The organism is Streptomyces sp. NPDC091282 (genome assembly GCF_044757385.1).
Taxonomy (GTDB): Bacteria; Actinomycetota; Actinomycetes; order Streptomycetales; family Streptomycetaceae; genus Streptomyces; species Streptomyces gramineus.
Map to the genome: position 1 here is coordinate 71,259 of NZ_JBIVUX010000003.1, position 23,006 is coordinate 94,264.

General features: G+C 72.1%; 24 protein-coding genes and 2 pseudogenes. 16 read left to right on the plus strand and 10 right to left on the minus strand.

Annotated elements, in window-relative coordinates:
• The first annotated feature begins 3 nt into the window (after positions 1-3).
• Entirely contained in the window at positions 4-357 is a 354-nt protein-coding gene (locus ACIQOE_RS14040; protein ID WP_401411662.1) for a hypothetical protein, read from the plus strand.
• A 72-nt stretch (positions 358-429) separates the two neighbouring features.
• Here the strand turns inward: ACIQOE_RS14040 and ACIQOE_RS14045 are convergent, their stop codons facing one another.
• The 3 genes from ACIQOE_RS14045 to ACIQOE_RS14055 form a co-directional block, all read right to left on the minus strand.
• Complete coding sequence (locus tag ACIQOE_RS14045) at positions 430-1,977, minus strand: hypothetical protein (protein ID WP_401411665.1); 1,548 nt, start codon at positions 1,975-1,977, stop codon at positions 430-432.
• Positions 1,977-4,055 (minus strand): hypothetical protein, encoded by a 2,079-nt coding sequence (locus tag ACIQOE_RS14050; RefSeq protein WP_401411667.1) that lies wholly within the window; start codon positions 4,053-4,055, stop codon positions 1,977-1,979. The genes ACIQOE_RS14045 and ACIQOE_RS14050 overlap by 1 nt, the downstream gene beginning before the upstream one ends.
• 132 nt (positions 4,056-4,187) lie before the next feature.
• The gene (locus ACIQOE_RS14055; RefSeq protein ID WP_351327935.1) at positions 4,188-4,640 is read right to left on the minus strand and encodes a nucleoside deaminase; all 453 of its coding nucleotides are present in this window, start codon (positions 4,638-4,640) and stop codon (positions 4,188-4,190) included.
• Between the two features lie 148 nt (positions 4,641-4,788).
• On the opposite strand from ACIQOE_RS14055, the gene ACIQOE_RS14060 reads away from it, so the two are divergent.
• Positions 4,789-5,763, plus strand: coding sequence for a CorA family divalent cation transporter (locus ACIQOE_RS14060; protein WP_365555043.1), 975 nt, complete (start codon positions 4,789-4,791; stop codon positions 5,761-5,763).
• Between the two features lie 83 nt (positions 5,764-5,846).
• Positions 5,847-6,230, plus strand: a complete 384-nt coding sequence (gcvH, locus tag ACIQOE_RS14065; protein ID WP_351935031.1) for a glycine cleavage system protein GcvH — start codon at positions 5,847-5,849, stop codon at positions 6,228-6,230.
• Between the two features lie 92 nt (positions 6,231-6,322).
• On the opposite strand, the gene ACIQOE_RS14070 is transcribed toward gcvH, so the two are convergent.
• Complete coding sequence (locus ACIQOE_RS14070; protein WP_363014709.1) at positions 6,323-6,562, minus strand: chaplin; 240 nt, start codon at positions 6,560-6,562, stop codon at positions 6,323-6,325.
• Between the two features lie 104 nt (positions 6,563-6,666).
• Positions 6,667-7,317, minus strand: coding sequence for an NAD(P)H-dependent oxidoreductase (locus ACIQOE_RS14075; protein WP_351327927.1), 651 nt, complete (start codon positions 7,315-7,317; stop codon positions 6,667-6,669).
• 129 nt (positions 7,318-7,446) lie between these two features.
• Here ACIQOE_RS14075 and ACIQOE_RS14080 point away from each other — a divergent pair, with 129 nt between their 5' ends.
• Positions 7,447-7,800 carry a helix-turn-helix domain-containing protein gene (locus tag ACIQOE_RS14080; RefSeq protein ID WP_351935033.1) on the plus strand — a complete coding sequence of 118 codons (354 nt, stop codon included), beginning with the start codon at positions 7,447-7,449 and terminating at the stop codon, positions 7,798-7,800.
• Positions 7,801-7,806: 6 nt separating this feature from the next.
• Here ACIQOE_RS14080 and ACIQOE_RS14085 read toward each other — a convergent pair whose 3' ends face one another.
• Entirely contained in the window at positions 7,807-8,445 is a 639-nt protein-coding gene (locus tag ACIQOE_RS14085) for a hypothetical protein (RefSeq protein WP_401411671.1), read from the minus strand.
• Between the two features lie 114 nt (positions 8,446-8,559).
• On the opposite strand from ACIQOE_RS14085, the gene ACIQOE_RS14090 reads away from it, so the two are divergent.
• The 3 genes and pseudogenes from ACIQOE_RS14090 (at position 8,560) to ACIQOE_RS14100 (ending at position 11,374) form a co-directional block, all read left to right on the plus strand.
• Positions 8,560-9,474: a Scr1 family TA system antitoxin-like transcriptional regulator gene (locus ACIQOE_RS14090; RefSeq protein WP_401411673.1), complete on the plus strand. Its 915-nt coding sequence runs from the start codon at positions 8,560-8,562 to the stop codon at positions 9,472-9,474.
• A pseudogene (locus ACIQOE_RS14095) lies at positions 9,443-9,547 on the plus strand (DUF397 domain-containing protein); the annotation flags it as partial. The gene ACIQOE_RS14090 and the pseudogene ACIQOE_RS14095, both read left to right, overlap by 32 nt.
• Positions 9,548-9,670: 123 nt before the next feature.
• Complete coding sequence (locus ACIQOE_RS14100) at positions 9,671-11,374, plus strand: protein kinase (RefSeq protein WP_401411675.1); 1,704 nt, start codon at positions 9,671-9,673, stop codon at positions 11,372-11,374.
• A 9-nt stretch (positions 11,375-11,383) separates the two neighbouring features.
• Here the strand turns inward: ACIQOE_RS14100 and ACIQOE_RS14105 are convergent.
• Together ACIQOE_RS14105 and ACIQOE_RS14110 are read right to left on the minus strand one after the other, a co-directional pair.
• Positions 11,384-11,647 (minus strand): annotated as a pseudogene (locus tag ACIQOE_RS14105) (PLD nuclease N-terminal domain-containing protein); the annotation flags it as partial.
• 114 nt (positions 11,648-11,761) lie between these two features.
• Complete coding sequence (locus ACIQOE_RS14110; RefSeq protein ID WP_365555034.1) at positions 11,762-12,322, minus strand: TlpA disulfide reductase family protein; 561 nt, start codon at positions 12,320-12,322, stop codon at positions 11,762-11,764.
• Positions 12,323-12,398: 76 nt separating this feature from the next.
• On the opposite strand from ACIQOE_RS14110, the gene ACIQOE_RS14115 reads away from it, so the two are divergent.
• From ACIQOE_RS14115 to ACIQOE_RS14150, 8 genes are all read left to right on the plus strand, one after another.
• Positions 12,399-13,856, plus strand: coding sequence for a menaquinone biosynthesis decarboxylase (locus ACIQOE_RS14115; RefSeq protein ID WP_351327916.1), 1,458 nt, complete (start codon positions 12,399-12,401; stop codon positions 13,854-13,856).
• The gene (mqnP, locus tag ACIQOE_RS14120; protein ID WP_365570402.1) at positions 13,853-14,755 is read left to right on the plus strand and encodes a menaquinone biosynthesis prenyltransferase MqnP; all 903 of its coding nucleotides are present in this window, start codon (positions 13,853-13,855) and stop codon (positions 14,753-14,755) included. The genes ACIQOE_RS14115 and mqnP overlap by 4 nt, the downstream gene beginning before the upstream one ends.
• A 137-nt stretch (positions 14,756-14,892) precedes the next feature.
• Positions 14,893-15,537 carry a UbiX family flavin prenyltransferase gene (locus ACIQOE_RS14125; protein ID WP_351327912.1) on the plus strand — a complete coding sequence of 215 codons (645 nt, stop codon included), beginning with the start codon at positions 14,893-14,895 and terminating at the stop codon, positions 15,535-15,537.
• A 60-nt stretch (positions 15,538-15,597) separates the two neighbouring features.
• Positions 15,598-16,053: an Lrp/AsnC family transcriptional regulator gene (locus ACIQOE_RS14130; RefSeq protein ID WP_362647513.1), complete on the plus strand. Its 456-nt coding sequence runs from the start codon at positions 15,598-15,600 to the stop codon at positions 16,051-16,053.
• 82 nt (positions 16,054-16,135) lie between these two features.
• Positions 16,136-17,299 carry an aminofutalosine synthase MqnE gene (mqnE, locus tag ACIQOE_RS14135; protein ID WP_351327908.1) on the plus strand — a complete coding sequence of 388 codons (1,164 nt, stop codon included), beginning with the start codon at positions 16,136-16,138 and terminating at the stop codon, positions 17,297-17,299.
• 138 nt (positions 17,300-17,437) lie between these two features.
• Positions 17,438-17,962 carry a GNAT family N-acetyltransferase gene (locus ACIQOE_RS14140; protein ID WP_365555031.1) on the plus strand — a complete coding sequence of 175 codons (525 nt, stop codon included), beginning with the start codon at positions 17,438-17,440 and terminating at the stop codon, positions 17,960-17,962.
• Between the two features lie 75 nt (positions 17,963-18,037).
• Positions 18,038-18,349 (plus strand): DUF4229 domain-containing protein, encoded by a 312-nt coding sequence (locus tag ACIQOE_RS14145; RefSeq protein WP_351317902.1) that lies wholly within the window; start codon positions 18,038-18,040, stop codon positions 18,347-18,349.
• Positions 18,350-18,387: 38 nt separating this feature from the next.
• Positions 18,388-19,026 (plus strand): TetR/AcrR family transcriptional regulator, encoded by a 639-nt coding sequence (locus ACIQOE_RS14150; protein ID WP_401411680.1) that lies wholly within the window; start codon positions 18,388-18,390, stop codon positions 19,024-19,026.
• A 13-nt stretch (positions 19,027-19,039) separates the two neighbouring features.
• Here ACIQOE_RS14150 and ACIQOE_RS14155 read toward each other — a convergent pair whose 3' ends face one another.
• Positions 19,040-19,885 (minus strand): MaoC family dehydratase, encoded by an 846-nt coding sequence (locus ACIQOE_RS14155; RefSeq protein ID WP_401411682.1) that lies wholly within the window; start codon positions 19,883-19,885, stop codon positions 19,040-19,042.
• Positions 19,886-20,248: 363 nt separating this feature from the next.
• Here ACIQOE_RS14155 and ACIQOE_RS14160 point away from each other — a divergent pair, with 363 nt between their 5' ends.
• Positions 20,249-22,159, plus strand: coding sequence for an AMP-dependent synthetase/ligase (locus ACIQOE_RS14160; RefSeq protein ID WP_401412511.1), 1,911 nt, complete (start codon positions 20,249-20,251; stop codon positions 22,157-22,159).
• A 34-nt stretch (positions 22,160-22,193) separates the two neighbouring features.
• Here ACIQOE_RS14160 and ACIQOE_RS14165 read toward each other — a convergent pair whose 3' ends face one another.
• Positions 22,194-22,928, minus strand: a complete 735-nt coding sequence (locus ACIQOE_RS14165) for a TetR/AcrR family transcriptional regulator (protein ID WP_401411684.1) — start codon at positions 22,926-22,928, stop codon at positions 22,194-22,196.
• Between the last annotated feature and the right edge of the window lie 78 nt (positions 22,929-23,006).

A 23,006-nucleotide genomic window follows, 5' to 3' on the forward strand; every position in this document is an offset into this window, starting at 1 on the left:
CCCATGGCCGTCCTTCAGCTGCTGATCCGACTGCCGAGGCCCATGGGCCAGGTCTGGCCGAGCCTCTCCACCGCGGAGGGCCTGGCCGCCTGGCTCACCCCGGTCGACGTCCTGCAACCGAGGCTCGACGGCATGGTCACCCTGGGTGAGCTGGGCACGGGCCGGGTGACCGCCTGGGACGTCGACCGGATCGCCGAGTACACGGTGGCCAGCGGCGGCAGGCTCCGCTTCCACCTGGAACCCGACGGCGAGTCCGGCACGCTCCTGCGCTTCACCCGCGACGGCGAGGACGAGAGCGCCGCGGATCAGCGGTGGCAGAGCCGCTTCCAGCGGCTGACCGAGCTTCTGACGGCGTGAGAACACGGCGTGAGAACACGGCGTCCGAGGCCGGCATGCGAGGACGGCGTGCGAGGGCCGGGGAATCAGGCCTCACGACGGCGGCAGGCACGCCCCGCCCGGCGGCTTCCCCTCCGGCCAGGCGAGGGTCACGAACCTGGACCCGCCCTCCGGCCGCAGCTCCACGATCGGCACCGCCTTGTCGTACGGGTTCCCGTGCACGTCCAGGCAGATCCACCCGCTCGCCCCGTCCACCCGCAGCGACCCCTTCACCTGCGGCCACTGCAGCCCGACGTCGGCGAGCGCGGGCACCGACCTGCCCTGCGGCACCGCCTCGCGGATCCCGTGCACCGCGAGCCGCATCGCGTCGTACGCGATGATCAGCTGTCCGTCCTCCAGGGCCACCGGTCCGATCGGCCCGACCGGTGACCGCTCGGCGCTGGTCAGCAGCCGGGTCAGCGTCTGGGCCGCGGCCGCCGAACCACCCGTCGCCGGGCTGCCCTTGAGCCACGCGTCCGGATGCGCCAGAGCCGTGTAGCGGACCGACAGGTTGTGCCGGAGGGCGTCGCGGTCCAGGTGCTTCTCGCCCGTGAGGTACGACCCCTCGTCCCCGGTCAGCACCGTGAACTTCCGGTCCTGGCAGCCCCGTCCGCCCAGCGCGTTGATGAACTGCCGCAGCTGCGTGTGCCGTCCGGCGAACAGGATCGTGTCGGTCGACCGCGAGGTGTCGCAGATCAGGTTGGTGATCTGCCGGAACGTGTTCGCGGTCGTGCCCTCCTTGCTGCGGTCGGCCGGCGGCGTGAACGGCTGCGGCTCGTACGGCGACCCCTTGATCAGCGCGGCGAACGACTTCTGCAGCGTCCGCGTGTAGGGGTCGCCCGGCCTGTCGTACACCAGCAGTGCCCGGCCCGCGCCGACCTTGGCGAAGGAGGCGAGCGCCCGAGCCTCGTCGGTATTGGTCGGGGCCACCCGTGCCAGCCCCGGGTACGGGTCCTTGCCGCCCTGCCCGTTGGCGAGGTCGTCGGCGGTGATCGACGAGCCGACCACCGGGATGCCCAGCCGGGTCAGCTCCTTGACGGCCTTCTTGTTGTCGTCGGTGCTCTGCCCCACCCCGGCCACCGCCCGCAGCCGGTCCTGGCCGCCGGTCATGGCCGCCAGCCGGTCCACCATCTCCTTCCAGTACTGGCTGGTGGCACCGGGGTTGGCCAGCACCAGGCGGATCGCCGGCGACTGGCCGTTGGAGTCGTGGTTGGCCTGGTACTGGGCCAGGTAGGCGCCCTGCAGCTCGTGCTCGATGTCGGCGAGACTCGCCGCCGCGGTCGCGGTGTACGGCAGCATCACCGCGACCGTCACGTAACGCCCGGGTGCGAGGCGGGAGTTCTCCCGGGCGATCGCCTCCACCGTGGCGCGCAGCTGCGGATGACCGAAGTCGAACGCCGTGGTCGCCACGCCCACGCACTCGTCGCTGCCCTCGGGCCGGGCCACTCCCGGTGCGCAGGACCGGTCGTCGCGCACGGCCGTCCGTATCCCGATCACCGCACCGGCGATCAGTGCGGCCGTGACCAGCAGGGCGAGGTAGCGGCGCAGCGGGATCTCCCAGACGCCCTCGCGCAACCACGTGCCCATGCGCCGCCGTGCCATCACACCACCCCGTTCCGGTCGTCGTCGCCCTCGTCGTCGCCGTCGGCCCGCGGCGGCCGTCCGGCCAGGGCCGCCGCCGGCCAGGCCCGGGAGGCCTGCCACAGCAGGGCGTTGTCGGCCGGGCGCAGGTTGGACAGCTGCTCCAGTTCGAAGCGCAGCCGGTCGCCCACCTTCGCGTCGGGCACCACCAGCGGGTCGGTGAGGTACCACAGCGCGTGCAGCAACCGCCGTACCCGCAGGTGCAGTACGGGGTCCGCGCCCTCGGGCACGGGGTGGCGGGCGTCGGTGCGGCCCAGCGCCACCGCCGCCCGCCGGTCGCCCTGCCCGGCGGAGTCGCGGCCCTCGGCGTCGTGGGCGTGGAAGTAGGGCGCGGAGGCGAGGAAGCGCAGGGTGCGCAGCCAGACGGGGGTCTCCACGGTCAGGAAGGTGTCGCGGAGGTGGGCGACGGCCTGGTCGGTCTCGCCGAGCGCCAGTTGCAGGTGCAGCCGGAAGCCGGCCGGCCAGTCGCCGGTGTAGAAGCCGATCAGCGTCTCGTGGACGGTGCGCCAGTCGCCGTGGTCGCCGTCGCGCAGGTGCAGCCGGAGCAGCAGCAGGGTGCGGACGAAGCGGTCGCCGACGAACTGCCCGTACCTGACGGGCATGCCCTCCTCGGCCAGCAGGTCCTGCAACGCCCGTACGCCCGACGGTCCGAAGTCGTCCGGGAGCAGCGCCTCGGCCAGGGCGCACGCCGAACCGTAGTCGTGGGCGGCGGCCAGGACGGTCAGTTCGTCCAGCCGGTCCTCGGGGACCAGCCGGTCCAGGAGCTGGGCGTACGCGGGGGCCGCGGGGCCGTCCTCGGTCAGCCGGACCTCGGCCGTCAGCAGGTCGGCGAGGGTGCCGGCGCGGTCCGGGTGCTGGGCGGCGGCCTCCGCGAGCACGGTGGTGCCCAGCGGGTTGCCTCCGGTCAGCCGGTGGACGGCGTGCGGGAGCTGGGGCACGGCCGGGGCGGCGACCAGGTGCAGGGTGTCGTCGGGGGAGAGCGGCGGCAGCGCCACCAGCAGGGCCCGGGAGGACGGCGCGGCCGCGTCCGGCGCCCACTCGGTGTGCCGTGCCACCTCGGCCAGTTCCCGCCGTACGCCGTTGCGCAGCAGCTCCCGGCCGTCGCCGCGCAGTCCGGCGACGAACGCCACTTGGTCGGCGATCCCGTCGGCGCGGTCCTTCAGCACGGCGTCGAGGAGGCCGGGACCGGGCCCGGCCTGCGCGTTGTCGATCAGTACCAGCGGACGGCCGAGCCGCTGCATGCGGGGCAGCACGCCCGCGTACGCCTCCGCCAGGTCGGCGAGCAGGGCCCGTACGAGGTAGCGCTCGGCGTGCTCCCGTGAGGTGCCGCCGGCCCGGAAGTGGCCGGACAGCAGGATCAGTCCGCGCTGCGCGTGGCCGCCCGCGTTGGGGTACGTGCGGTACCAGACCGACGCCTTCTGGTGCCGGCGGCTGGTGAAGCCCTCGGCGACCGACTCCAGGGTGGCCTCGATGGCGCCGGAGACCAGCGGCCCGGTGCCGGTGGCGGCGGCCACCACCTTCGCGGCCACCTTCCCGGCCCAGCGTCCCGCGAGCCCGCTGATCCAGGAGCCGCTCTCGTTGAGCAGCAGGATCCGCTCCACCTCGCGCCGGATCCGCTCCGAGTCGGCGTCGCCCCAGCCTCCTGCGGCCACCGCGACCAGCCCGGACATGAGACGCGGGAAGGTGATCCGCCCGGCGCCGGTCACCGGTTCCGCGAGCTGTTCGGCGACGACCAGCAGGAGCTGCCCGAGCGGCGACCAGGACTCCGCGGGCCGTTCCGTGGGCGGCGCCGCGAACTGCGCCTCCGCGCAGTCGGCGAGCGCGACCGGGGTGTGCCCCTGGTAGGCGTCCCGTAACTCGCCGAGCACCGCGCTCTTGCCGAGCCCCCGGGCCCCGGTCAGCACCACGAACGGCAGCTCGCCCGGGTGTTCCGGTGGATGGGCGCGGTGCTGGTACGGCCGTAACCCGACGATCCTCGGTATGAGCCCGGCCGGCTCCACGTCGAACAGCGCCCCACGCCCGTGCAACCGTCTGTGCAAGGCAGCTCCCCCCTGACACCAGTGTAGGAAGGGGTAGTTGCTTCGGGCCAGACCGAGTGATGTCCGTATGGTTACGAAACCGGCACCGGGAGTGATGTCATCGACGGTGTGCGTGGTGCGGCCGTGACGGAATCAGTCCTCGCCGATGTCCTCGTTCCACAGGGCCGGGTGGTCCGTGGTGAAGGTGCGCATCAGGGCGGTGCACTCCGGGTCGTCCAGCAGGACGATCTCCACGCCGTGTTCGGCGAGCCAGTCGTGGCCGCCGTGGAAGGTGGCCGCCTCGCCGATCACCACCCGGGAGATCCCGAACTGGCGGACCAGGCCCGAGCAGTACCAGCACGGCGACAGCGTCGTCACCATGGTGGTGCCCCGGTACGAGCGCTGCCGTCCCGCCGCCCGGAAGGCGGCGGTCTCGGCGTGCAGGGACGGGTCGCCGTCCTGCACCCGCCGGTTGTGCCCGCGGCCGAGCAGGGTGCCGTCGGCGCCGTAGAGCGCGGCGCCGATCGGGATGCCGCCCTCGGCGAGCCCGGCGCGGGCCTCGGTGACGGCGGTGGCGAGCCAGGTCCGTGCCTGCTGCTGGTCCATGTCCTCACTCTCCTGTGCCCGCGGCGGCGGGGCAACGGGCCGCGCCCTCACCCGTAGGTGGCCGTCCGGCCCGGCAGACGGGCGCCCCGGCGTGCGCGGGGCGCCGGGCGTGCGGAGGCTGGGACGGTGGCCGAGGGCGGTGAGGGCGATGATCCTGACGAGGGTGTCGGTGCCGGACGGGGGCCGGACGCGGGTGTCCCCGGCCGAGGCGCGGCGGCTGATCGCCGAGGACCCGTTCCTCCTGCTCGGGGTCCAGTTGCCCGACGCGGCGGATCCGGCGGACGAGCCGGCGGCCGGCCGGCTCGGGCTGGACGACGAGGACCTGGCCTGGTTCGGCCGGGCGGACGAGACGTCGCGGGCCGAGTTCCTCGGTGACCTCGCCGGTTTCGTCGTCCCCGTGGTCGTCGACGACCGGATCGCCTACGTGCACGCGCTGGCCGGTGAGCGTTTCGTGGTGGCCGCCCACTGGGGTCAGGACGTCCTGGCGTCGGGCTTCACCGCGCAGCTGTGCCGGGAGCGGCCGCGGGATGCCGTGGCCACGCTGTTCCTGCTGCTCCAGGAGGCGCTGGCCACCTTCCGCCGGGCCACGGTGCGGGCGCTGCTCCAGGTGGAGGAACTGGAGGACGACATGTTCGAGGACCGGCGTCCCGAGCAGATCTACCGGCTGTCCCAGCTGCGCCGCCGGGCCGCGCTGCTGCACCACGCGCTGCTGCCCTACCTCCAGGCGGTAGACGACGTGGTCGCCCGCCGGATGACGAGCAGCGACTTCCCGGCCGAACGGCAGCGGCTGGCGCAGGAGTTCGTCCGCACGGCCCGGCTGGTCCGCACGGACGTCGAGTCCCTCCAGGATGCCGCGCGCCGCGCCCTGGCCAGCTACTCGTCGCTGATCGCGGGCGAACAGAACGGCGTGATCAACCGGCTGGCCATCGTGTCGGTGATCTTCCTGCCGCTGTCGTTCCTGACCGGGTTCTTCGGCATGAACTTCACCTTCCTGACCGACAAGCTGGAGACCCGCGACGAGTTCTGGCTGCTCGCCGTCGGCCTCCAGATCGTGGCCGTGGCCGCCGCCGGCTACGTCCTGCACCGCACCCGCGTCTGGCGGCGGCTGCGCGACGACGACTAGCCCGGAAGGCGTAGCCACCCCGTTACTCAGAGCGACGATGGTGGCAGGCTGATTGCGCCCACCGACCTCGAAGGAGCCGCGCCATGTATCCGACCGACCGCAAGTACACGAGGGAACACGAATGGGTCCGCGTCAACGGCGACACCGCCGAGGTGGGGATCACCGAGTACGCCCAGAAGCAGCTCGGTGACATCGTGTTCGTGGACGTGCCGACCGTGGGCAAGACCGTCCCGGCGAACGAGGAGTTCGGCACCGTGGAGTCCGTGAAGTCGGTGAGCGTGCTCTTCATGCCGGTGGGCGGCAAGGTCGGCGAGGTGAACCCGGACCTGGAGTCCGAACCCGAGCTGATCAACATGGAGCCGCACGACACCTGGATGATCAAGGTCCAGGTCTCCGACAAGAAGCAGCTGGACGGGCTGATGAGCGCCGACGCCTACGAGAAGTACCTCGCCTCCGAGGGGGACTAGCGCCGCCACGCACGTAGCGCCGCCACGCACGCGCGGAGCCTGCCGGAGGACAGGGGTCCTCGGCAGGCTCCGCGGGTGGTGTTCCGGCCGGGTCAGCCGTTGGTGCAGGCGTTGGCCGCCGCCGGGTTGAGCAGGCCGATCACGTTGATGCTGTTGCCGCACAGGTTGACCGGGATGCTCACCGGCACCTGGACGACGTTGCCCGACAGCAGACCCGGGCTGTTGGCCGCGGAACCGGTGGCGTCGGCACCGTTGTCGGCGTAGGCGGCGGTGGTGCCCAGGGCGAGGGTGGCGGCGATGGCGCCGGTGACGGCGAGAGCACGGATGCGCATGAAGGCCTCCTGGTAGCGGGATGACAACGCGTCCATCACAACCGCCCGCCACCGGACCCGCATGCGGAGCTGGGCCGATCGGCGCAATCCGCTCCGCAGGACCGCTACGCGGCGAGGCGCGCCGCGAGGTCCTTCGCCTTGGCGGCCGCGTCCTGGAGGGCACGGTCGCGGGAGGCCTCGTACAGCGGCACCAGCTCGGCCATGGCCGGGTTCTGCGGAGCCATCGTCAGCTCGGGGACGATGAAGTCGACTTCGAGGCCGAGGGCGCCGGAGAGGACCGCCTCCAGGTAGTTCTGCACGTACTCGAACGGCTCCCGCGGGGTGCCCGGAGCGTACGAACCGCCGCGGCTGGCCACGACGGTGACCGGCGTGCCCTTGGCGGACGGGTTCTCGCCGCCGGTGCGGCCGAACAGGATCACGTTGTCCAGCCACGCCTTGAGCGTCGAGGGGATCGTGAAGTTGTACATCGGGGCGCCTATGAGGATCGCGTCCGCCTGCTCCAGCTCCTCGATCAGCCGCACCCGCTCCGCGAAGGCCGCCGCCTGCCCGGGGGTGTGGGCGGCGGGGTCGGCGAATCCGGCGGTGTGGCTGTCCGCGGTGATGTGCGGTACCGGGTCCGCGGCCAGGTCGCGGTAGACCACCGTGCCGCCGGGGTGCTGCTCCTGCCATGCCGCGCGGAAGGCCTCCGTGACGGCGCGGGAGGCGGACGCCCCGCCCGGGAGGAGGGAGGAGTCGATGTGGAGAAGGGTGGCCATGGGGGTCTCCAGACACAGGAATGGCGAGCCCGGTGCGGGACGCGGGCTGAGAATTCGTACTCAGCTATAGATAACACAGGTGCTTACTTTTTTTCACCTCCCTCTGTCGTGGACCTGTACCCTGAAGCCATGGCGGTGGACCAGACGCACGACCCGGAACAGTGCAAGGCGGTGGACGTCGGCATCACGCGTGTCTTCCAGGTACTGGGGAAGCGCTGGAACGGCCCGATCCTGTCCGTCCTGCTGGACCGGCCGACGCACTTCGCCACCCTGCGCCGTGCCATCCCCGGCATCAGCGAACGCATGCTCTCCGACCGCCTCACCGAACTCGGCGCCGCCGGGCTCGTCGTGCGCGAGGTCGACGAGGGCCCGCCGCTGCGGGTCTCCTACCGCCTGACCGCGGCCGGCGCCGCCCTGGAGCCCTCGCTGAAGGAACTCGGCGCGTGGGCGAAGGAGCACCTGCCCGACGACTCGCCCTGCTGACCCGCGTCAGGGCCGCGCGCTCTCCTGCTCCAGCACCGCGTAGTCCGTGAAGCTGCGCCGGTAGCGCAGGTGCCGGGTGTCCCGGGTGTGGCGGCGCTGCCACTCCTCCACCGCTCCGGGCGACCCGCACGGCCCCGACTCCGCGCCGCAGTCCGCCTCGTCCCCGGAGACGCAGTACGCCGCGTACTCCGGCTCGGCGGTGTCGTCCTGCGTGATCAGGTACGGCACGAAGCGGAAGAACCGGCGGGGCCTGGTGCCCCAGTGGTCGCGGCGCAGGTGCCGCCGGAGCAGCACGTCGGCGTCGGTCACCGCGCTCGCGTCCGACCGCGCCGCGGCCTGCCCCCGCCGCCCGGCGAACTCGGCGCAGGCCGCGCAGCCGGCGACCGGTTCCGGTGCCGGGGTGTCCGGGGCCGGGTGACTCGGCGTGCGGGAGCGGTGGTTGGCCGCCCGCACCTCCGCGGCGAGCCGTTCCCCGGCCGTCGCGGGCCGCACCGACTCCGGCCGCGCCTCCCACTCCCGGCCGCCGCCGAGGGGCCGCAGCAGGGCGTACGGGCCGGCCTGTCCCCGGTACTCGCCGACCTTGTCCGCACGGGTGTCGTAGACGACCGTTCCCGTTTCGATTCTGTATTCGATGTGCTCAGTCATGTGCGCTCCGACGCCACCTTCGTCACTCTGGGTGTGTCGAGCGTTGCGGACGGGAACGGTCGGTATCAATGCCGGACGCGTGCCACCGGCACCTGTCACAGAGGGGGCCGGTCGGTGACCACCAACGCGGAGCTTTTCGGAGAGCTGTTACGCCACTATCGCGAGGAAGCCCTCCTCACGCAGGACGCGCTGGCCAAACAGGTCCCCTGCGACCGGTCGCTGGTGGCGCGGGTGGAGGCCGGCACCCGGGTGCCGCAGGCGTCCTTCGCGAAGACGTGCGACGAAGCCCTGCGCACGGGTGGGGTGTTGACGCGGCTGTGGGGGCGCATCGACTGGTACCAGCAGGTGGAGCATCCGGATTGGTTCCAGCGCTGGGTGGAGATGGAGGCGCAGGCCATCGCGCTGTCCACCTATCACGTCATGGTCGTGCCCGGCCTGTTGCAGACCCCGGAGTACACGTGGGCCCTGCTGTCCCGCCGAGCCAGCGGTGACCGGCTGGAACAGCGGGTCGCGGCGCGGCTGAGCCGACAGCCGCGTTACTTCACCGAGGACGGACCCACCTATGTGGTCGTGATGGACGAGAGCTGTCTGCGGCACGCGGTGGGCGGTCCCGCCGTGATGCGGGACCAGTGCGCGCACCTGCTGCGCGCGGGGCAACTCCCCAACATCCGCATCCAGGTGGCCCCCGCCGATCGCTTCGACATCAAGCGGCCCGCCAAGACGATGTCGTTGGTCACGCTGCCCGACGGGGAGCGCTGGACCTACTCGGAATCGCACAGGCGCGGCTGCTTCGACAATGATCCAGCCGCCTACGCGGAGCAGAGCCGACTCTATGATGTGCTCCGGGCGGACGCCCTGTCCGCCCGCGAATCCGCCGCTCTGATCGGCCAGTTGATGGAGGAGTACGGCGACGATGAACCAGCATCAGCTGAGCGCGGCGAGGTGGGTCAAGAGCAGCTACAGCGACGAGGAGCCCGGCGACTGCCTCGAATTCGCCCCCGAGTTCACCTCCGCCGTCCCCGTCCGTGACAGCAAGAACCCCGGCGGGCCCGTCCTGATCCTCGGCCGGGACGCGTGGAGTGCCTTCGTCGCGTCGGTGTAGCGGCCTGTCCGCGAGGGCAGACCCGAGGGCAACTTGCCCTGGGGGAGCTGGAATTGGCCAGTGAGCGCGATCGGCGGTCCTATGCTGACCGGGTCTTCGGGTGTCAGCGGTGCGGGAGGGGTCGTGGCAGCTCTGGAGCCCGGCGATCCGCGCTCCGTCGGGGAGTACCAGCTGCTCGGGCGGCTCGGCGCGGGTGGCATGGGCCGGGTGTTCCTCGGCCGTTCGCCGGGTGGCCGGTCCGTGGCCGTGAAAGTGGTGCACGCCGAACTGGTCGCCGGACAGCCCGAGTTCAGGTCGCGGTTCCGGCGTGAGGTGGAGGCCGCCCGCAAGGTGAGCGGTGCCTTCACCGCGCCCGTCGTGGACGCCGACCCGGACGCCGCCCTGCCCTGGCTCGTCACCAGCTACATCGCCGGACCCTCGCTCCAGGACGCGGTCGCGGAGCGGGGTCCGCTGGCCGCCGGGAGCGTGCTCGCGCTGGCCGCCGGGCTGGCCGAGGCGCTGACCTCGATCCACGCGGCGCACCTGGTGCACCGGGACCTCAAGCCGTCGAACGTGCTGCTCGCCGACGACGGGCCGCGGGTCATCGACTTCGGCATCGCCCGCAGTGTGGAGTCCGAGACCATCACGCGGGCCGGGCTCATGATCGGCTCGCCCGGATTCATGTCGCCGGAGCAGGTCGAGGGCGGTGAGGTGACCGGCGCCAGCGACGTGTTCGCGCTCGGGGCGGTGCTGACCTTCGCGGCCACGGGCGGCAACCCCTTCGGTGACGGGTCCACTCCGTCGCTGCTCTACCGGGTCGTGCACGACGGACCCGACATCACCGCCGTCACCGATCCGGACCTCGCCTCGCTGATCGCCGCCTGCCTGGCCAAGGACCCGGCCAGGCGGCCCACTCCGCGCGAGATCCTGGCCAGGACCGGCTTCACGGCCGACGCCGACGCCGACGCCCCGCTCACGCGCCCTGCGGTCGTCTCCGCGACCGACGTCACCCGCCCGGTTCCGCGCCCCGTCGCGACCCGTCCCGTCACCCGGCTCGAACCCGCGCCGCAGCCGGTGCCGCCGGTGCCGTACCGGCAGAACCCGGGCACCGGCCGTCGCACCCTGCTGCTGTCCGGCGGAGCGCTCGCGGTGGCCGCGCTCGCGGCCGTACCGGTCGCGCGGCTCGTCGGCCGGAGCGGGGCCGGGGCGTCGCCGAAGCACTCCGGCGGGTCGGTCTCCGTCCCGTCGCCGCTCGCCGCGTGGCCGCTGGACGAGACCTCGGGCGCGGTCGCCGCCGACGACACCGGCCGGTACGACGGCACGGCCGCCGGGGTCGGCTGGGGCCGGGGCAAGGACGGTGCCCCGCTGTTCGACGGCGGTACCAGCCAGATCATGACCGCGGGGCCGGTGCTGAGGACCGGCAAGGGCCACGGCTTCACCGTCTCGGCGTGGGTGGCGCTGAGCACGCTGCCGGCGGGTTTCGCGACCGCCGTCAGCCAGGACGCCGGTGCCGTCAGCGGCTTCTACCTCCAGTACGCGGCCGCCGAGAACCGCTGGGCCTTTGCCCGGCCCGACCTGCGGGCCCTGTCGTTCACCGTCCCGAAGCCGGACGTCTGGACCCACCTGGTCGGCGTCTACGAGGACGCGCGCGACCAGATGATCCTGTACGTCGACGGCGTGCAGGAGGCGGGTGTCGACGACGGTGATCCGGTGGCCGCCGACGGCCCGCTGGTGATCGGCCGCGCCACCGCGGGCGGCGGGCCCGCCGACTGGTTCCCGGGCTCGATCAGGCAGGTCCAGGTGTTCCAGCGCCCGCTGACCGCGGCCCAGGTGAAGGCGCTGCTCTAGGGCAGGTCAGTCGGTGCGCGGATCCTCCGGCTTCAGGGACTTCAGGAACTCGGGGTTGTCGTCCGGCGCGACCCACCGCTCGCGCGGCTGCCGTGCCCGGCCCGCGACCAGCCAGGCCACCGGACCGACCAGCACCTCGCCGAAGAGCAGGATGATCAGCACCCACACCAGCTTCGGCAGCGCGCGGACCTCCTCCTCGGGGGTGTTCAGGCAGTCCACGAAGGCATAGATCCACAGCGCGAGGACCAGCAGAAAAGGCAGATACCTGAGCATGGCGGCCAGGGTAGCGGGTGCCCCGTCAGGGGCGCGGGGAACTGCGCGACAAGCCCCGACGCACCCGCACCCGACGGCGCACCCGCGGAGCGCATGGTCGAGAGCGCGCGCTGATCACGCCTTCTCGGCCAGCAGCGGGCCGACGATCGTGCGCACGTCCGCCGCCGTGAGCGGGCCCAGGTACTTCGCGGCGATCCGCCCGGCCCGGTCGATGAAGAGGGTGTACGGCAGCGCCCGCGGCGCATAGCCCTTGGGCAGCCTGAGCATCTTGCGGGAACCGGGGTCGTGCAGACTCGGGTAGACCAGCCCGTGCGCCCGCTCGAAGGACCGTCCGCTGCCTCGTTCGATGTCCGTGTCCACCCCGAGCACCTGGACCCCTTCGCCGTCCAACTCCTTCTGGGCCTTGGACAGTTCGGGCGCCTCGGCCCGGCAGGGCCCGCACCAGGACGCCCACACGTTCAGGACGACGACCCGGCCCCGGTAGTCGGCGAGCCGTACCGCCGTGCCGTCCAGACCGTCACCCGCCAGGTCGGGAGCCGCCGGGCGGTCGGCGGCCGCGACGCGGGTCAGCGCGGAGACCGGTGAGCCGCCGGTGTCCTGACCGGGTGCGCAGGCGGCGAGCACGAGCGGCAGGAGGAGCAGCGGTAACCGGCTGATCCGGCGGCGGACTGTCACGGCCGACGAGTATCGCAGGGGGCATCCCAGGGGGCGGTGACCGGGCCCCGGCCCCGGGTGGCCGATACTGGGGGGCATGGCTTACGACGATCTTCGCTCCCTGCTCCGGGCACTGGAGCGCGAGGGAGACCTCAAGCGTGTCAAGGCCGAGGTCGACCCGTACCTGGAGGTCGGGGAGATCGTCGACCGGGTGCAGAAGGCGGGCGGCCCGGCGCTGCTCTTCGAGAACGTGCGCGGCTCCAGCATGCCGCTGGCCATGAACGTCTTCGGCACCGACCGGCGGCTGCTCAAGGCCCTCGGGCTGAAGTCGTACGGCGAGATCTCCGAGAAGATCGGCGGGCTGCTGCGCCCGGAACTCCCGCACGGCTTCGTCGGCGTCCGCGAGGCGTTCGGGAAGCTCGGCGCGATGGCCCACGTCCCGCCGAAGAAGGTGAAGGCCGACAACGCGCCCGTCCAGGAGGTCGTCCTGCACGGCGACGACGTCGACCTCGGCCTGCTGCCGGCCCTGTTCACCTGGCCGCAGGACGGCGGCTCCTTCTTCAACCTGGGTCTGACCCACACCAAGGACCCCGAGTCCGGCATCCGCAACCTCGGCCTGTACCGCCTCCAGCGGCACGACCGGAACACCATCGGCATGCACTGGCAGATCCACAAGGACAGCCGCAACCACTACCAGGTGGCGGCGCGCAGGGGCGAGCGGCTGCCCGTCGCGATCGCCTTCGGCTGCCCGCCGGCCGTCACCTACGCCTCCACCGCGCCGCTGCCCGGTGACATCGACGAGTACCTGTTCGCCGGGTTCATCGCGGGCAAGCGGATCGAGATGGTCGACTGCAAGACGGTCCCGCTCCAGGTGCCGGCGAACGCCGAGGTCGTCCTGGAGGGCTGGCTGGAGCCCGGCGAGATGCTGCCCGAGGGCCCCTTCGGCGACCACACCGGCTTCTACACCCCGCAGGAACCGTTCCCCGCGCTGACGATCGACTGCGTGACGATGCGGAAGCGTCCGCTCCTCCAGTCGATCGTCGTCGGCCGCCCGCCGACCGAGGACGGTCCCCTCGGCCGCGCCACCGAGCGCTTCTTCCTCCCGCTCCTGAAGATCATCGTCCCGGACATCGTGGACTACCACCTCCCCGAGGCCGGCGGCTTCCACAACTGTGCGATCGTCTCGATCGACAAGAAGTACCCGAAGCACGCGCAGAAGGTGATGCACGCGGTCTGGGGGGCGCACATGATGTCGCTCACCAAGCTGATCGTGGTCGTCGACTCCGACTGCGACGTCCACGACCTGCACGAGGTCGCCTGGCGGGCCCTCGGCAACACCGACTACGCCCGTGACCTCACGGTCGTGGAAGGCCCCGTCGACCACCTCGACCACGCCTCCTACCAGCAGTTCTGGGGCGGCAAGGCGGGCATCGACGCGACGAAGAAGTGGCCCGAGGAGGGGTACACCAGGGACGGGGGCTGGCCGGACATGGTCCTGTCCGACCCCGAAACGGCGGCGACCGTCGACCGCCGCTGGAAGGAGTACGGACTGTGAGTTCCGCTTCCGCAGCGCTCCCGCAGCCGGGACGCACGAAGGCCTTCCTGCGGCTGGTGATGATCGAGCACTCGGTCTTCGCCCTGCCCTTCGCGTACATCGCGGCGCTGACCGCGATGTACGAGTGGGACAGGAACATCCACTGGGGCCGGCTGCTCCTGGTCACGATCTGCATGGTCGGCCTGCGCACCTTCGCGATGGCCGTGAACCGGATCATCGACCGCGAGATCGACGCCCGCAATCCGCGCACGGCCCACCGCGAGCTGGTCACCGGCGCGATGAGCGTGAAGCACGCCTGGACCGGCGCGCTGATCGCGGTGGCGGTCTTCCTCGGCTCGGCCGCCCTGCTCAACCCGCTCTGCCTGGCCCTCGCGCCGGTCGCCGTGATCCCGATGGTGGTCTACCCCTACGGCAAGCGGTTCACGAACTTCCCGCAGGCCATCCTGGGCCTCGCCCAGGCCATGGGCCCGATCGGCGGCTGGCTGGCGATCAGCGGCGAGTGGTCCTGGGACGCGGTGATCCTCGGCCTGGCGGTCGGCATCTGGATCGGCGGCTTCGACCTGATCTACGCCTGCCAGGACGTGACGACCGACCGCGAGATCGGCGTCATGTCCGTCCCGGCCCGGTTCGGCATCCCGGCCGCGATCCGGGGCGCGCGGGTGTGCCACGCGGTGACGACGGGCCTGTTCGTCTGGTACGCGCTGGCCACCGGCGCCGGTGCGTTCTTCTGGCTGGGGCTGGTGATCGTCGCGGGCGCCTTCGTGTACGAGCACACCATCGTCCGCCCGCACGACCTCTCCCGTCTCAACCGCGCCTTCTTCAGCGTCAACGGGTTCATCGGGATTGCCCTGTTCGTGTGCGCCCTGCTGGACCTCCTCGTCCGGGGTCTGACCGCCTGACGGAGCCCGGCGGCTTCCCGGAGGCCCCCCGGTGGGCGCCCTCCGGCTCCGCGTCGGAGCCGAGGCACCCCACCCGGCCTGAACCTCGGTCGGTGCGCCGGTACGCTCAAGGTGTGAACGCAGGAGAAACGCAGCGCGTGCCTTGGATCGTGGGGGTGTCCGGGGCGTCCGGAACGCCCTATGCGGCCGCGGTGCTGCGAGCGCTGCTGGCGGCGGGCGAGAGCGTCGACCTGGTGGTCAGCCGGGCCTCGCGGCTCACCCTGCTGGACGAGACCGGGATCTCCTTCCGGGACGCGCACTGGCGCGAGGACCTGGGGGAATGGCTGGGCCGCGGGGCCGACGGCAAGCCCGGGACCTTCCAGGCGGACCTGGCGGCGGTGCGGTACTGGAACGCCGGGGACCTGGCCGCCGGGCCGTCCTCGGGGTCGTACCGGACCAAGGGCATGCTGATCGTGCCGGCGTCCACCGCCGCCGTCGCCGGGGTCGCGCTCGGGCTCTCCAAGGACCTGCTCCAGCGGGCGGCCAGCGTCAACCTCAAGGAACGCAGGCCGCTGGTCGTCGCCGTGCGCGAGACCCCGCTGAACGGCCAGACCCTGCGCCACCTGGTCACCCTGGACGACCTGGGGGCGGTCGTCGTACCCACCTCCCCGGCGTTCTACGCGGGCGCGACGCACATCCAGGACCTGGTGGACTTCGTGGCCGGGCGGGTGCTGGACGCGGCCGGTGTGGGGCACCGGCTGTACCGCCGCTGGGAGGGCGACCTCGGCGGCGCGAGCACGTAGCGGTACCCCTGCACCACCTCTCATCTACTTCGGGAACTTTCAGTGGAAGGCTTCGATCGCATGGATGCCGTGGACAGGCAGCTCATCCAGGCCCTGAGGGAGAACGGCCGGGCCTCGTACGCGGAGCTGGGGCGGCTCGTCGGACTGTCGGGACCCAGCGTCACCGACCGCATCAACCGGCTGGAGGCGGCCGGTGTCATCACCGGCTACCGCGCCACCGTCGACGCCGCCTCGCTCGGCCTCGGCGTCATCGCCCTCATCGGCATCTCGCTCTCCGACGCGGCCGACCACGAGGACGTGGCGCAGCGGCTGCGGGACCTGCCGGAGATCGAGGACTGCTGGTTCATCGCCGGCGACGACTCCTTCATGCTCAAGGTGCGTTCGACCAACGTGGACGGCCTGGAGAAGACCATCCGGCGGCTGTCCGGGACCAAGGGCGTCTCCCGGACCCGTACCACCGTCGTGCTGTCCACGAAGTGGGAGAACCGGGTCGGGGAACTCCCCGAAGAGGTGTAGGCCCGAAGGTCCGTGCGGGGGCGCCTCCCGCCCGAAGGACGGGGGCGTACGGTTGTCGAAGTTGTCGTAGAGAGGTGTGGGTATGGACGTCGGGCTCAAGCGCGAGCTGGAGGAGAAGGTCAGGGCCGGTGAGCGGCTGACCCGTGAGGACGGCATCGCGCTGTACGAGTCGGACGACCTGGCCTGGCTCGGCGGCCTCGCACACGAGGTGCGCACCCGCAAGAACGGTGACGTCGTCCACTTCAACGTCAACCGGCACCTCAACATGACCAACGTGTGCACCGCGTCCTGCGCGTACTGCTCGTTCCAGCGCAAGCCGGGCGAGAAGGACGCGTACACGATGCGCATCGAGGAGGCGGTGAAGCTCGCCAAGGCGATGGAGGGCGAGAACCTCACCGAGCTGCACATCGTCAACGGGCTGCACCCGAACCTGCCGTGGCGCTACTACCCGCGCTCGCTGCGGGAGCTGAAGGCGGCCCTGCCGGACGTCTCGCTGAAGGCGTTCACCGCCACCGAGATCCACCACTTCGAGACGATCTCCGGCCTGTCGGCCTCCGAGATCCTCGACGAGCTGATCGACGCCGGTCTCGAGTCCCTGACCGGCGGCGGCGCGGAGATCTTCGACTGGGAGGTCCGCCAACACATCGTGGACCACCGCACGCACTGGGAGGACTGGTCGCGGATCCACCGCCTGGCGCACGAGAAGGGTCTGAAGACCCCGTGCACCATGCTGTACGGCCACATCGAGGAGCCCCGCCACCGCGTCGACCACGTGCTGCGCCTGCGCGAGCTCCAGGACGAGACGAACGGCTTCCAGGTCTTCATCCCGCTGCGCTACCAGCACGACTTCGTGGACGTGAAGGACGGCAAGGTCCGCAACCGGCTCCAGGCCCGCACCCAGATGGCGACCGGCGCGGAGGCCCTGAAGACCTTCGCGGTCTCCCGGCTCCTCTTCGACAACGTCCCGCACGTCAAGGTCTTCTGGGTCATGCACGGCGTCCAGACCGCGCAGCTCGCCCTCCAGCACGGCGCGGACGACATGGACGGCTCGGTCGTCGAGTACAAGATCACCCATGACGCGGACAACTACGGCACGCCGAACAAGCTGACCCGTGAGGATCTGCTGGACCTCATCCGCGACGCCGGTTTCCGTCCGGTGGAGCGCAACACGCGTTACGAGATCATCCGCGAGTACGACGGCCCGGACCCGGCCCGCCGGGAGTCGCCGCAGCCGATGCGGGTCTGAGTCCGCCGGCGGCGTGTGGCCGGGTGCGGGTGCGTCGTGGCTTGTCGCGCAGTTCCCCGCGCCCCTTCAGGGGCGCACCTCTGTCCGTATGGCGAATAGTCGTCGCACCTCTCCTGGGGTAAGGGATAGCATCCCGCCATGCCCCTTACCTTCACCCTGGACCCGGCGGTCACCCCCGCCCTCCGCGACGGCATCCTCGACCTGTGGACGGACGTGTCCAACGCCGGCGGTTCCGTGGGGTTCGTCGCCCCGGTCACCCCGGAGGAGATCCGGCCGGAACTGGTCAAGCACCTCGTCGGCATGGCCGAGGGCCGCACCCGGCTGCTCGTCGGCCACGACGAGGCCGGCAACGTCGCCGCCACCGCCTTCTTCTCCTTCAACACCCACCGCCTCATGAAGCACTGGGTGTGGCTGTACACGGTGATGGTCCACCCCAAGCACCAGGGCCAGGGCTACGGCCGTGACCTCCTCGCGGCCGCCGCCGACGCGGCCCGCGGCTTCGACGGCACGGCCGCGATACGCCTCACCTGCCGCGGCGGCCAGGGCCTGGAGACGTTCTACGGCTCCTGCGGCTACCGGGAGGTCGGCCGCGTCCCCGGCGCGATCCGGGTGGCACCGGGCGACGACCGCGACGACATCACCATGCTGCTGACGCTCGCCTGACCCCGCTGCAAGATCGGTCCCGGCCCGTGCTTCACTGGACGGTGCCCCTTTTCGTCATCGGAAGACTGGATTGAGATGCTCCGCTACACGCTGATGCGCCTCGGTATCTTCGCGGGCTGCTTCCTGGTCGTCTGGGGCCTGGTCTACGCCGGCGCGTTCCCGCGTGGTTTCGGGGACTCCAACCTCCTGTGGGTCCTGCTGCTGTCCCTGGTCGTGTCGGCGCCGATCAGCTTCGTCGTGCTGCGCAAGGAGCGGGACCGCGCGTCGGTCCAGGTCTCGCAGCGGGTCGACCGCATGAAGGCCAACATCGAGGCCAGCCGCAGCCAGGAGGACGAGGTCGTCGACGAGGCGGCGCAGCCCCGGGGCGAGGCCCGGACCTCTTCCTGAACGACTCCCGCGCGTCCGGCCGCCCGTAGGCTTTGCCCATGGGTGCCGTGAAGACCAAGCGCATGCCACGGGCGGTCCGGGAGCAGCAGATGCTGGACGCCGCCGTGCGGACCTTCGGGCAGCGCGGCTACATGGCCGCGTCGATGGACGAGATCGCCGAACTCGCCGGTGTCTCCAAGCCGTTGGTCTACCTGTACCTGAACTCCAAGGACGACCTGTTCACGGCGTGCATCCGCCGTGAGGCGACGGCGCTCACCGAGGCGGTCCGCGGCGGGGTCCGCAGGGACCTGCCCGCCGACCGCCAGCTCTGGGACGGCCTGCGGGCGTTCTTCGTGCACACCGCCGCACACCCCGACGGCTGGTCGGTGCTGCACCTCCAGGCGCGCACGCACGGCGAGCGGTTCGCCTCCGAGGTCGCCGCGATGCGCACCGAGCTGGTGGAGTTCGTGACCCAGCTCATCGTGGTCGCCGCCCGCGAGGCGCGCCGCGACCCCGACCTGCCCGAGCGTGAGGTGGCGGGGCTCGCCGAGGCCCTGGTCGGCGCCGCCGAGTCCCTCGCCGCCTGGGCCAACGTCACGCCCGGTGTCACCGCGCGCGAGGCGGCGACGACGCTGATGAACTTCGCCTGGGCCGGTCTCGGCGGCCTGCTGGACGGCAGGCCCTGGGCCGGCGCCTGACCGGAGCCCGCCCTCAGCCGGGAAGCGGCCGCACACCGCCCGTCACGTGCACCCGGTCCGCAGGACCCCGCAGCTCGAACCGGCCCGCCCGCGCCGCGTAGGCGACCGTCGCCGGCAGCAGCACCGGCGCCCGGAACTCCGCCTCCACGTGCGCCCGTTCCGGCACGCCGTGGGCCGCGAGGCACCGGGCCGCGGTCCACATGCCGTGCGCGACGGCCCGCGGGAAACCGAAGAGCCGCGCGGTGAGCGGATGGAGGTGGATCGGGTTGCGGTCCCCGGAGGCGGCCGCGTACCGCCGTCCGACGTCGGCGGCGATCCGCCACTCGGCGACGGCGGGCAGCGGCGCCCGCTCCTCGGGCCGGGCGGTCCCGGCCGTCCCCGCGGTCCGGTGCCGGGCCAGGTACCGGCTCCGCGACTCCCACACCAGGTCCTGTCCGTCCCGCACCTCGGTGACGACCACGGCCTCGGTGCCCCGCCGGTGCGGCCGCAACCCGGCCACGCGGACCGAGAGTTCGTAGGCCGCGTCGGCCGGCATCACCGCGTACCGGGAGACGTCGAGGTGGGTGTGGACGAGCCCCAGCAGGGGCAGCGGGAAGTCGCGCTCGCTCATCAGCCGCATGGCCAGCGGGAACCCGAGGACGTGCGGATAGGTGACGGGCAGCCCGTCCTCGCCGGTGCCGAAGCCGCAGACGCGCTCGTAGGCGGCGAGCCTGCCGAGGTCGGCGCGGACGTCCGGGAGCACGAGCCGGGTGCGCGGGTAGGAGGCGGCTGCCGCGGGCCTCTTGAAGGGCGACCGCAGCGCGCCCCGCGCGAGCAGCGGTGCGAGGGCGGGCGTCCCGCCGAGGACGGTCTCCGTCATGTGCGTCCCCCGGTCTCGCCCGAACTGCTGACTCTGGAGTAAGGTTACCGAAGGTAAGTCTACGTCACGGCGGGCAAGGTCCGGAAGTGGGGCCTAACGTGAGAGACCCTCACGTACCCTCCGGGATTGCACAGGCCCGGCCCCGGACCATCCCCGAAAACCCACACCCCCGCCACAGCGGCCCCGTACGATCTCCAGACCTAACCGCCGGTAACCCCTGCCCGAGGGCCGGCGCCGGTGAACGCCTCGCCGCACGAGGCACGTACGTGATGCAGCAAGCAGTTCACCGCTGCACGCCCGAGGAGCCGCCCCGTGTCCACTTCGTCCTTCCAGCACGCCGTCCCCCTCTCCCCGGGCGCCGCGATCCAGGCCACGGACTACGACGGGAAGCCGATCCTGGTCGAACCCCTCGTGCAGCGGCTGGACGGTGTGGTGCGGGAGGCGTCCGTCCCGCCGTTCGCGCCGCCGGTGCGGCACGGCTCGCTCGCGGACCTGCCGTTCGAGAACGCGGAGGCCGGCCCCGGCACGATCGTCCTCAGCCGCAAGTCGGCCGACGGCGAGGGGCGTTGGGAGCAGGTGACGGCCGCCGAGTTCGCCGCGCAGGTCCTGGCGGTGGCCAAGGGGCTGATCGCGGAAGGGCTGATGCCGGGCGACCGGATCGCCGTCATGGCCCGGACGACGTACGAATGGACCCTCCTCGACTTCGGCGCCTGGGCCGCGGGCCTGGTGACCGTCCCGGTCTACCCGACCTCCTCGGTCTTCCAGACCCGCTGGATCCTGCACGACTCCGGTGCGGTCGCCCTGGTCACCGAGACCTCCGCGCAGGCCGCCGCGCTCGGCCCCGAGCTGGACCGGCTGCCCGACCTGCGCCACCTCTGGGTGATGGATAAGGGGCACGTGGACCGGCTCGCGGAGGCGGGCGGCCACGTCCAGGACGCCGAAGTGGCCGTACGGCGGGGCATGCTGGGCCCCGACACCATCGCCACCCTCATCTACACCTCGGGCACCACCGGCCGGCCCAAGGGCTGCGCGCTCTCGCACGGCAACTTCTTCGCCGAGGTCGACAACGCGATCGAACTCCTCTACCCGATCTTCAAGGCCCGCAAGGACGAGGAGGTCTCCATCCTCCTCTTCCTGCCCATGTCCCACGTCTTCGGCCGGATGGTGGCGATCGCCTGCATCCGCGCCCGGGTCCGGCTCGGCCACGCGCCCAGCCTCAGGCCGGAGGACCTCCTCCCGGACCTGGCCGCCTTCAAGCCGACCTGCCTGCTGACCATCCCCTACATGCTGGAGAAGGTCTTCAACTCCGCGCGTGCCAAGGCGGAGGCGGGCGGCCGGGTCGCGGTCTTCGACCGGGCCACCGGGATCGCGCAGCGGTACGGCGAGGCCCTGGAGGCCAAGCAGACCGGCACCGGCAGCGGCCCCGGCCGCGCACTGAAGACCGCCCGCGCCTGCTACGACCCGCTGGTCTACCGGCGGATCCGCAACGCCATGGGCGGCCGGGTCCGGCACATCATCTGCGGCGGCTCCCCGCTGGGCCGCCGGCTCGCCGCGTTCTACGCCGGTGCCGGCATCGAGATCTACGAGGGCTACGGCCTGACCGAGACCACCGCGGCCTCGACCGTCACCCCGCCGCTCAAACCCCGGCTCGGCACGGTCGGCTGGCCGATGCCCGGCACCAAGGTGCGCATCGCCGCCGACGGCGAGATCCTGCTCGCCGGCGACCACGTGCTGCGCGGCTACTGGGACCCGCAGGCCGGCGGGGTCGTCCCGGCGACCCGGGACGGCTGGCTGGCCACCGGCGACATCGGCGAACTCGACGACGAGGGCTACCTCACCATCACCGGCCGCAAGAAGGAGCTGCTGATCACGGCCGGCGGCAAGTCGGTGGCCCCGGCACCGCTGGAGAACTGGCTCCGCTCCCATCCGCTGATCTCCCAGGTGATGCTGGTCGGCGACGGACTGCCCTACGTCAGCGCGCTGATCACCCTCGACAGGGACGGCCTCACCCACTGGCGCCAGATGAACGGCAAGCATCCGGTGCCGCCGGAACTCCTCCTGGACGACGCGGAGTTGCTGGCGATCCTGCAACGGGCCGTCGACGAGGCCAACAAGCTGGTCTCGCGCCCCGAGTCCATCCGCCGGTTCACGATGCTGCCCGTCGACTTCACCGAGGAGGCGGGCCACCTGACGCCGTCGATGAAGCTGCGCCGGGAGGCGATCATGAAGGACTTCGCGGCCGAGATCGACGGCCTCTACGCGAAGGAGCGGTAGCTCCGGGACGCACCCGGCACCGCCCCGGCGGGTGTCACACGTCGTCCGCCAGGCGGTCCAGCCACTCCGTCAGGAGGTGCTGTTCGGCGGGGGTGAGGGGGGTCGGGCGGTCGGTGAGACCGGCGCGCAGGGCGCGGGCGGCACCGGCCGGGCCCGCGGCGCGCACGGCGGGCTCCTCGTCGGTGACGGCCGTGACCATCGCCTCGCGCAGCGTGGTCAGCAGGGCCGGGTCGCGCTCGGACTCCGGCATCGACAGCCAGGTGAGGACGGCGCCGCGGGCCGTGGCGTGGATGACGTTGGCCGCCAGGGTCTCGCCCACCCGCAGCAGGCCGGCCACCGCGAGCCGCCGCACCCGGCCCTTCAGGATCCCCATCCCGGTCCGGAACGCGGCCGATTCCGCGCGCGTGGCGTCGCCGTACATCAGCGAGTAGAGCGCCGGGTTCTCCAGGCCGAACCGGACCGCCAGGTCCCAGCCGTCGCGCAGGTCCTCGATCGGGTCCTCCGGGTCCGGGACCACGCGCTTGCTCGCGAGGAACGCGGCGAAGCCGTGCTCGGCGACCGCGTCCAGCAGGCCCTCCTTGTCGCCGAACAGCCGGTACAGGGCCGGCGGTTGCAGTCCCGCCGCGACGGCGACCGCCCGCGTGGTGACCGCGTCCCGCCCCTCGCGCTCCAGCAGCCCGATGGCGGCGTCGATGACGCGCTGCCGGGTGTCCGCGGCGGAGCCTGAGGCGGAGGCGGCGGGGGTCGTGTCAGGTGAACCGGAGGCCATGAATCAACGATATCGCGCACTTGATTCCATCGTTAGTATCGATGTTACGCTTCAAGCGTTTCCATTGATATCGACGTC

What these genes read in the sequence shown, in the direction of transcription:
- ACIQOE_RS14040 (WP_401411662.1), top strand. Translation starts at nt 4, where the DNA reads ATGGCCGTCCTTCAGCTGCTGATCCGACTGCCGAGGCCCATGGGCCAG.
- ACIQOE_RS14045 (WP_401411665.1), bottom strand. Translation starts at nt 1,977, where the DNA reads ATGGCACGGCGGCGCATGGGCACGTGGTTGCGCGAGGGCGTCTGGGAG.
- ACIQOE_RS14055 (WP_351327935.1), bottom strand. Translation starts at nt 4,640, where the DNA reads ATGGACCAGCAGCAGGCACGGACCTGGCTCGCCACCGCCGTCACCGAG.
- ACIQOE_RS14060 (WP_365555043.1), top strand. Translation starts at nt 4,789, where the DNA reads ATGATCCTGACGAGGGTGTCGGTGCCGGACGGGGGCCGGACGCGGGTG.
- gcvH (WP_351935031.1), top strand. Translation starts at nt 5,847, where the DNA reads ATGTATCCGACCGACCGCAAGTACACGAGGGAACACGAATGGGTCCGC.
- ACIQOE_RS14070 (WP_363014709.1), bottom strand. Translation starts at nt 6,562, where the DNA reads ATGCGCATCCGTGCTCTCGCCGTCACCGGCGCCATCGCCGCCACCCTC.
- ACIQOE_RS14075 (WP_351327927.1), bottom strand. Translation starts at nt 7,317, where the DNA reads ATGGCCACCCTTCTCCACATCGACTCCTCCCTCCTCCCGGGCGGGGCG.
- ACIQOE_RS14080 (WP_351935033.1), top strand. Translation starts at nt 7,447, where the DNA reads ATGGCGGTGGACCAGACGCACGACCCGGAACAGTGCAAGGCGGTGGAC.
- ACIQOE_RS14085 (WP_401411671.1), bottom strand. Translation starts at nt 8,445, where the DNA reads ATGACTGAGCACATCGAATACAGAATCGAAACGGGAACGGTCGTCTAC.
- ACIQOE_RS14115 (WP_351327916.1), top strand. Translation starts at nt 12,399, where the DNA reads ATGGCTTACGACGATCTTCGCTCCCTGCTCCGGGCACTGGAGCGCGAG.
- ACIQOE_RS14130 (WP_362647513.1), top strand. Translation starts at nt 15,598, where the DNA reads ATGGATGCCGTGGACAGGCAGCTCATCCAGGCCCTGAGGGAGAACGGC.
- mqnE (WP_351327908.1), top strand. Translation starts at nt 16,136, where the DNA reads ATGGACGTCGGGCTCAAGCGCGAGCTGGAGGAGAAGGTCAGGGCCGGT.
- ACIQOE_RS14140 (WP_365555031.1), top strand. Translation starts at nt 17,438, where the DNA reads ATGCCCCTTACCTTCACCCTGGACCCGGCGGTCACCCCCGCCCTCCGC.
- ACIQOE_RS14145 (WP_351317902.1), top strand. Translation starts at nt 18,038, where the DNA reads ATGCTCCGCTACACGCTGATGCGCCTCGGTATCTTCGCGGGCTGCTTC.
- ACIQOE_RS14150 (WP_401411680.1), top strand. Translation starts at nt 18,388, where the DNA reads ATGGGTGCCGTGAAGACCAAGCGCATGCCACGGGCGGTCCGGGAGCAG.
- ACIQOE_RS14155 (WP_401411682.1), bottom strand. Translation starts at nt 19,885, where the DNA reads ATGACGGAGACCGTCCTCGGCGGGACGCCCGCCCTCGCACCGCTGCTC.
- ACIQOE_RS14165 (WP_401411684.1), bottom strand. Translation starts at nt 22,928, where the DNA reads ATGGCCTCCGGTTCACCTGACACGACCCCCGCCGCCTCCGCCTCAGGC.